Consider the following 2,723-nt stretch of genomic DNA (forward strand, 5'->3'; position numbering starts at 1 on the left):
AATACCAAATATCAGTGCCTGTCTGGTGGGCTGTTTTTTTTTTATAAGAGACTGTCGCGGGACCGCCGACGCCTCGCGGGCCGCCGCCCAGGTCGCGATCGCCGGGGGGGTTCCGCGGAACCGCCCGCCCCACCCCGCGTCGCCCCGCACCCCGTCGCCCGCACCCCGTCGCACCGCACCGTCCGACCCGGTCTCAGGCCCCGGCACGACTCTGCGCGATCAGGGTGTTCGTCGCGGACAGGTCGGGAATGTCCCCTGCCACATCTGTCGCGTTGGGCGGGCGGCCGAGCACGGGGAGGCGTCGGGTGGCCGGTGGGGACGGCGAGAGCGCGGACGGCGGACGAAGGCGGCATGGACTGGGATGGCGTGGGCTGCGATGGCGAGGTGGTGCGCAGCGCGCGGACTTGCCGCCCGGGCAGCCGGGGAGCGGATCACGCTCCCGCGAGGGCAGGGCGCCACGCCGGCGGCTCATCGTGCTGCTGATCCTGCTGGTCGCGGCCGGGCAGGTGCTTTTCATGGCACTCGTGTTCGGCGACCCATGGGGCGACGCGATCGCCGACGGCATCGTCGTGCTCCTCTCCGCCCCGTTCGGGTGGCTGGGCGGCTACCTGCACCGGAAGGCCGCGGAGGGAACCGCCGCCGCCAAGGCGCGCCGCCTTCGCGCGCCGGCCGGCTCCGGGGAACCGTCGAGCGGCGACCGCTGACGGCGCCGCTCGCCCCAGGTCCAGCATCTTCCCCGTGGTCGGCCCCGCCCGGGCCGTCCAGGGACGGGTCCGCCACCGCGGGCGATTCGATAGCATCGGGCGTCCCGGACCTCTTCCGACGAACGCCGACGGTCCCCGGCAGGAGGCAGGGCTGCCATGCCCCGTGCGCAGGACCTGACGGCGTCCGACGAAGACGTGCGGGCCGACGAAGATGTACGGGCCGACGAGGGTGCGCAGTCCGACGCCCCTCGGCGTCGCATCGGCCGGCCGCTGGCCTACGCGCCCGAGGAAGAGCGCTCGATGATGATCCGGGCGGCGTACCGGGTACTGGCCCGCGGGGATTCGGGCTCGGTCACCGTCAGTGGGATCCTCGCCGAGGCGCAGCTGTCGACCCGGTCGTTCTACCGGCACTTCAAGTCGAAGGACCAGCTCCTGCTGTCGATGTTCGAAGCGGAAAGTGAGCGGGCAACGGCCCAGCTCATGGAGCAGTTGGCCAGCGCACCCGATCCGTACACGGCGGTCGGCGCATGGATCCGTTTCCACCTCCGGCTCGCCTTCGAACCCCGGCGGCATCGCCGGACCCTCGTCATGCAGACTCTCGAGCTTCACCGCATCGTCGGATATGCCGAGACGCTCGCGCGGCATCAGGAGCTGAGCAGGGCTCCGCTCGTCCGGGCCCTCGAGGCCGGCGCCGCCGCGGGCACCTTCCGGCACACCCGACCGACAAGCGATTCAATCATGATTCAGGACATTGTGAACAATGTCCTCCTGCGGCGTCGTGACGGGATCGAAAGAAATGACGGCGAGACCGTCATGTCCACGATCCACGAATTCCTGAGCCGGGCCATCGGCGTGCAGCACCGACCCGATCCCGGAAAGGACGCGACGTAACCAGGACGATCGAGAGGCAGACTCATGAAGTTCGGCGTGCAACATGGCATCGGTGATCCGCAGTGGCGGCCCGAGGTGCTGGACCAGCGGAACATCACCCCGTGGGTGCGGGCGGTCGAGGAGAGCGGGTGGTCCGGCATCGCCTTCACCGATCACCCGGCGCCGTCCACGAAATGGACGCACGCCGGCGGCGAGGGCAGTTCCGAACCCTTCTCGTCCCTGGCCTTCTGCGCCGCGCTGACCGAGGACATCACGTTGATCACGCTGGTGACCGTGCTGCCCTATCGTAATCCGTTATTCACCGCGCACCAGATCCGCACGCTGGACCGGCTGAGCGGGGGGCGGCTCGTCGTCGGCGTCGGCACCGGCTATCTGCGCGGCGAGTTCCGCGCCTCCGGCGTCGATTTCGACCGACGGCGCGAGCTGTTCGACGAGGCGCTGGAAATTCTCACCAGGGACGCCGACGTCGAGGAGATCTCCCAGCGGGGAATCGGCTTCGAGACGTCCGGCACGGCGCTGCGGCCGCCGTCGATCCAGCGGCCGCACCCGCCACTGTGGGTGCACGCAAACAGCAGATGGGGCCTGGCGCGGGCGGCCCGCTTCGGCGGCGGGGCCCTGTTCACCCTCACCACCGAGACGCTGGCCGGCACCATCCGGACCGCCCACGTGCCCGATTCGGCCGCCGTCGGCGAGCGCATCGACAGGCTGCGCGAGGCCACGACCGCCGCGGGGCGCGACCCGGAAGAGGTCACCGTCGCCCTGGGCGGAGTCCTGTCCCTGATCGACATCCGGCAGGGCTGGAACACCGAGCAGGTCTGCGCCGACATCGCCGAATACGAGCGCCTCGGCGTGGACTGGCTCATCTTCAATGTGATCGGCGATGATCCCGCCGCGTCCGAGGAGACGGTGCGCCGTTTCGGCGAGGAGATCATTCTCGCCCGGGACTGACGCGCCCGGCTATCCGGTGACCCAGTAGTCGGCGTCGTCGGCGGAGCCGCGGACCATGTCGGACGACGGGCGAGGCCGGGGGGCCGCGCCGACCAGCCGCATCCCGGACGACCGGTGGTCGCGCCGGCCGGCCCCGGTCTCGCCGGAACCCGGCCCCCAGGCCGGCACGGCCCGCAGGAC

Annotated in this window: 3 protein-coding genes; all 3 read left to right on the forward strand. The window is 70.9% G+C overall.

The genetic code is table 11. From position 1 onward, the window contains the following. Positions 1–473 precede the first annotated feature (473 nt). The 3 genes from ND748_RS29585 (at position 474) to ND748_RS29595 (ending at position 2,543) form a co-directional block, all read left to right on the forward strand. Positions 474–704 (forward strand): hypothetical protein, encoded by a 231-nt coding sequence (locus ND748_RS29585; RefSeq protein WP_251749488.1) that lies wholly within the window; start codon positions 474–476, stop codon positions 702–704. Between the two features lie 156 nt (positions 705–860). Further along, on the forward strand, positions 861–1,595 hold the full coding sequence (locus ND748_RS29590; RefSeq protein WP_251749490.1) for a TetR/AcrR family transcriptional regulator: 735 nt from the start codon (positions 861–863) through the stop codon (positions 1,593–1,595). A 24-nt stretch (positions 1,596–1,619) separates the two neighbouring features. Continuing rightward, positions 1,620–2,543 (forward strand): LLM class F420-dependent oxidoreductase, encoded by a 924-nt coding sequence (locus tag ND748_RS29595; RefSeq protein ID WP_251749491.1) that lies wholly within the window; start codon positions 1,620–1,622, stop codon positions 2,541–2,543. Positions 2,544–2,723: the final 180 nt, after the last annotated feature.

The sequence above is a fragment of the Frankia sp. AiPs1 genome (genome assembly GCF_023716945.1).
Classification (GTDB): Bacteria; Actinomycetota; Actinomycetes; order Frankiales; family Frankiaceae; genus Frankia.